The 4,955-nt window shown below is 71.2% G+C and carries 5 protein-coding genes; 3 read left to right on the top strand and 2 right to left on the bottom strand.

Annotated features, from left to right (window positions below):
• Window positions 1-967, top strand: a 967-nt coding sequence (locus CWC38_RS10905) for a carboxylate-amine ligase (RefSeq protein ID WP_121846752.1), incomplete at its 5' end; no start/stop codon positions are given.
• Window positions 968-1,091: 124 nt separating this feature from the next.
• Here the strand turns inward: CWC38_RS10905 and CWC38_RS10910 are convergent.
• On the bottom strand, window positions 1,092-1,760 hold the full coding sequence (locus CWC38_RS10910; protein ID WP_121846753.1) for a potassium channel family protein: 669 nt from the start codon (window positions 1,758-1,760) through the stop codon (window positions 1,092-1,094).
• Window positions 1,753-3,198, bottom strand: coding sequence for a TrkH family potassium uptake protein (locus CWC38_RS10915; RefSeq protein ID WP_121846754.1), 1,446 nt, complete (start codon window positions 3,196-3,198; stop codon window positions 1,753-1,755). Before CWC38_RS10915 ends, CWC38_RS10910 begins: the two co-directional genes overlap by 8 nt.
• Before the next feature lie 143 nt (window positions 3,199-3,341).
• On the opposite strand from CWC38_RS10915, the gene CWC38_RS10920 reads away from it, so the two are divergent.
• On the top strand, window positions 3,342-4,553 hold the full coding sequence (locus tag CWC38_RS10920) for an acetoin utilization protein AcuC (protein ID WP_121846755.1): 1,212 nt from the start codon (window positions 3,342-3,344) through the stop codon (window positions 4,551-4,553).
• 108 nt (window positions 4,554-4,661) lie between these two features.
• Window positions 4,662-4,955, top strand: a 294-nt coding sequence (locus CWC38_RS10925) for an ArsR/SmtB family transcription factor (protein WP_133306258.1), incomplete at its 3' end; no start/stop codon positions are given.

Genomic DNA, 4,955 nt, shown 5'->3' on the forward strand with positions numbered 1-4,955 from the left:
ACCGGAGTGGCTCGCGTGCCAGGTGGAGGAGACCTCCCCGGTCTTCCACGACGCCGCCGGGGCCGTGGACTCGCTCGTCACTTTCCGCACCGCGCTGCACGACGCCACGGACGCCATGGGCATGGACGTGGTGGGTCTCGCGGCCGCCCCGGACATCCGCCCCGAGCCCGCGGACATCACCGTGAACGAGCGCTACCAGCGGCTCGCGGGCTACACCCCGGCCGTGGCCGCGGACCAGTACATCAGCGGGATGCACGTGCACCTGGGCTACCCGGACATGGAGGACGCCGTGCGCGCGCTGAACGGGTTGCGCGGCTGGCTGCCCGCGCTCGTGGCCCTCGGCGCCAACTCCCCCCTGTGGCGGGGCGCGGAGTCCGGGTACGAGAGCTGGCGCTCCATCCACTACCGCCGCTGGATCGCCAACGACATCCCGCCGCACTTCCAGGACCTCGCGGACCACGACGAGCGCGTCGCGGTGCTCAGCTCGTTCGACGTGATGGAGAGCGCCTCCACCCTCAGCTGGCTGGCCCGGCTGTCCCACAAGCACGGCACGCTGGAGATCCGGGCGTGCGACGTGCAGCTGGAGGCGCAGGACTCGGTGGCCATCGCGCTGCTCATCCGGGCGCTCGCGTCCTATGCGGTGGAGACCGCCCCTACCGTGGAGTTCACGCAGGAGTACCTGGACATCGCCCTCTGGCAGGCCGCGCGCTGGGGCCTCAGCGGGCGCGTCCTGGACCCCGTGGCCGGTCAGCTGGTGCCCGGCGAGCGGCTCGTGGACACGATCCTCGACCGGGTGCGCGGGCACTTCCCCTCGGAAGCCGACCGCCAGTTCGCGGAGGCCGGGGTGCGCCGGATCGTGGAGCACGGCAACGGCGCCCTGCGGCAACGCCGCGCGTTCGCCCGCGCGGGCATCCCCGGGGTCGTGGGCATGGCCACGCAGGCCATGACGGCGGACCCCCGCAGCTGAGTGCCGCTCCGCCCTCCGCACCCCAGGAGCGGACGACGCCGCCCGGTCGCCCGGCGCGCAGGTGCGCCGGGGCAGGGCGGAACCGAGCGCCGTCGTCCTGGCGGGCGGGAGGGGTGGAGAACTGTCAGGGACGCGCCGCGAAGCGCTCGATGAGGTCCACGTGGCCGGAGACGATCAGCAGGTCCCGGGAGCTCACGGTGGTGTCCGGGCGGGCGTAGGTGAAGTCCTCGCCGGGGGACTTCACGCCCACCACGGTCACGCCGTACTTGGAGCGGATGTCGGACTCCCCGAGCGTGAAGCCCTGGGTCTCGCGCGGCGGGTACATCTTGACGATCGCGAAGTCGTCGTCGAACTCGATGTAGTCCAGCAGACGCCCGGAGACCAGGTGCGCGGTGCGGCGCCCGGCGTCCGCCTCGGGGAAGATCACGTGGTGCGCGCCGATGCGCGAGAGGATCTTGCCGTGCGCGGGGGAGATGGCCTTGGCCCAGATCCGGTCGATGCCCAGGTCCACCAGGTTGGCGGCGATCAGCACCGAGGACTCGATGGACGTGCCCACCCCCACCACGGCGGAGGAGAACTCGGCGGCGCCGATCTGGCGCAGGGCGTCCATGTCCGTGGCCTCGGCCTCCACCACGTGGGTGAGCTGCCCGGACATCTTCTGCACGAGACCCGCGTCCCGTTCCACGCCCAGCACCTCGCGGCCCTGCTGGATGAGCTGCAGTGCCGTGGCGGCGCCGAAGCGGCCGAGACCCACCACCAGGACGGGGGCGGAGTGGGAGGAGTTCTTAGCCAATGATCGGCCTCTCTTCCGGGTAGGAGTACAGGCGCCGCCGGGAGCGCAGCGCCAGGGCGGTGGCCACCGTGTTGGTGCCGATGCGGCCCACGAGCATGATCACGGACAGCGCGTACTTGCCGATGTCCGGGGACGCCGCGGAGACGCCCGTGCTCAGTCCGCACGTGGCGTAGGCGGAGATGACCTCGAACAGCACGTGGTCCAGGGGCAGGTGGGTGACGGCCACCATCACCGCGGAGCCCAGCAGCACCACGGAGGCACCCATCATGATCACGGAGATGGCAATGCGCAGCACCGAGTCCGGGATGGTGCGGAAGAACGCGATCACGGACTGGTCGCCGCGCGCCTCGGCGAGGATGGCCAGGAAGACGACGGCGAGCGTCGTCACCTTGATGCCGCCGGCCGTGGACGCGGAGCCGCCGCCCGCGAACATCATGGCGTCCGTGAGCAGCAGGGTGACCTGGGAGGTGTCCGGCATGTCCACCAGGTTGAACCCGCCCGAGCGCATCATCACGGACGCGAAGAAGCCCTGGAAGATCCGCTCGGCGACGGACTTGCCGCCCAGGGTGGCCGGGTTGCTCCACTCCACGGCCAGGAACAGCACCCACGCGAGCACCAGGAGGATGCCGGTGGTGACCACGGTGAGCTTGGCGTTGAGGTTCCAGCGGTTGAAGCGGAACCCCACCTGCCGCAGCACCAGCACCACGGGGAAGCCCAGGGAGCCCACGATCACGCCGAGGCACACGGGCAGCAGGATGAGCCACGCCGTGGCCCCCGCGTGGTCGTACGGCACCAGGCCGTCCGTGTGCGGGGTGAAGCCCGCGTTGTTGAAGCTGGAGATGGCGTAGAAGACCCCGTGCCACAGGGCGGTGCCGAGCGGTTCCCCCTCTGCCAGGAAACCCACCGAGAGCACCACGGCGAGGGCCGCCTCGATGGAGATGGACGTGATCACGATGATCTGCAGCAGCGAGCCCACCTCGCCCAGGCGCCCGATGTTCAGGGCCTCCTGCGTGATGAGCTTGGACTTCAGCCCGAGCTTGCGCCCGATCGCCAGCGCGAGGATGGAGGTCAGGGTCAGTGTGCCCAGACCGCCCACCTGGATGGCCACGAGGATGACCACCTGCCCGAACAGGGACCACTGGTCCGCGGTGGAGACCGTGGTCAGTCCGGTCACGGTCACGGCCGAGGTGGCGGTGAACACCGCGTCCACGAAGTGCGTGACCCGGCCGTGCTGCGCGGAGACCGGCAGCCACAGCAGCAGGGCGAAGCCGAGGTCCACGATCACGAAGACGATCACCGCGAGCCGGGCGGGGGAGGAGTCCGCGATCCGGTCCACGAAGTCGCGGATGCCGCGAGCGGTGCGTGTGGTCAGGGGCTCGCCGGAGGAGGACTCCGGGGCGGTCTCCTCCACGGCGGCAGGCTGCTCGAGCTCGCTCACGGCACCTCCTCACGGGTGTCGACGGTGTGCGCGGGTGCGGCGGGACGCGCACGGCACGGGGCGTGCGCACACGACGGCCACCAGTATCCCCCGTCCCGGTGCGCTGCGGCGACAGCCCGTGCCACGAGTGGTCTAATGGGGGTGTGACCTCAGCAACAGAGGGCAAGGACGCCCTGCACCCCACCAGTGTCTACTGGGACCCCCAGTTGCTCAGCTACAACTTCGGGGACTACCACCCCATGAGCCCCACGCGCCTGGACGCCACCATGCGCCTGGTGCAGAGCCTGGGCCTGGACACTGCGGAGAACGTGCGGGTCACGGTGCCGGAGGTCCCGGACGACAGCGTCCTGGAGCTGGTGCACACGCCCGAGTACGTGCGCTCGGTGCACGCGGTGTCCGAGGACCCCACCCGGGAGATCCCGGAGTGCGGGCTGGGCACGGAGGACACCCCCGGGTACGCGGGCATCCACGAGTCCAGCGCGCGGCTGGTGGGCGGCAGCTACCAGGGCGCGGCGGACCTGCTCAGCGGCAAGGTGGTCCACGCCGTGAACTTCGGCGGAGGCATGCACCACGCCGCGGCGGGGAAGGCCTCCGGGTTCTGCGTCTACAACGACTGCGCCGTGGCCATCCAGCACCTGCTGGACAACGGGGTGCAGCGCGTCCTGTACGTGGACGTGGACGGCCACCACGGGGACGGCACGCAGGCCATCTTCTACGACGAGCCCCGCGTCATGACCATTTCCCTCCACGAGACCGGCCTGTCCCTGTTCCCGGGCACGGGATTCGCCAACGAGATCGGGGAGGGCGAGGCCGCGGGCACGGTGGTCAACGTGGCCGTGCCCACGCGCGCGGACGACGCCCAGTGGCTGCGCGCGTTCGACGCCGTGGTCCCGCCGATCGCGCGGGAGTTCCGCCCCGAGGTGATCGTCTCCCAGCACGGCTGCGACTCGCACTTCCAGGACGAGCTCACGCACCTGCGGGTGAGCGTGGACGGCCAGCGCCAGATCGCGATCGCCATGTCCGAGCTGGCGGGGGAGCTGTGCGAGGGCCGCTGGCTGGCCACCGGTGGCGGCGGCTACGACTGCCACGATGCCGTGCCCCGCTCGTGGGCCCACCTGGTGGGCGTGGCCTCGGGGCATCCCGTGGCCGTGACCACGCCGGTGCCGCAGGACTGGCGCACCTACATGAGCGAGAAGTACGGCGGACGTCCCCCGGAGGTCATGGGTGACGACGTCGACCTGTGGTGGCGCTCGTGGGAGATCGGCTACGACCCCAACGACGAGACCGACCGCAGCATCATGGCCACACGCAAGGAGGTCTTCCCCCACTGGGGGCTGGACCCCTGGTACGACTGAGCCACCCCTGCGGCCGGCGCGTCCCCGAGCCGTGGTCGTGGCCCGGGCGGGCGCAGCGGCTGGCGGCGGATTGGGGCGGGTGAGGGCACTCCGACTAGGGTGTTTCCCATGTCCCACGATGCATATTCCGCCCTGTCAGACCCCACCCGACGCCGCATCCTCGCCGTCCTGCAGGGCGGCGCACGGCCGGTGGGGGACCTGGTGACGGAGCTCGGGGTCTCCCAGCCCACGGTGTCCAAGCACCTGAAGGTGCTGCGCGACGCCGGCATGGTCACCACCCGCGCGCAGGGACAGAAGCGCTTCTACAGCATCGTGGGAGACCCGCTCGTCCCGGTGGTGGACTGGCTCACCGAGCTGGTCGCCGCGGCGCCGTCCGCCCCTGACGACGCCGCCACCCCGGCC

Origin of the sequence: Kocuria tytonicola (genome assembly GCF_003687455.1) — a bacterium.
Taxonomy (GTDB): domain Bacteria; phylum Actinomycetota; class Actinomycetes; order Actinomycetales; family Micrococcaceae; genus Kocuria; species Kocuria tytonicola.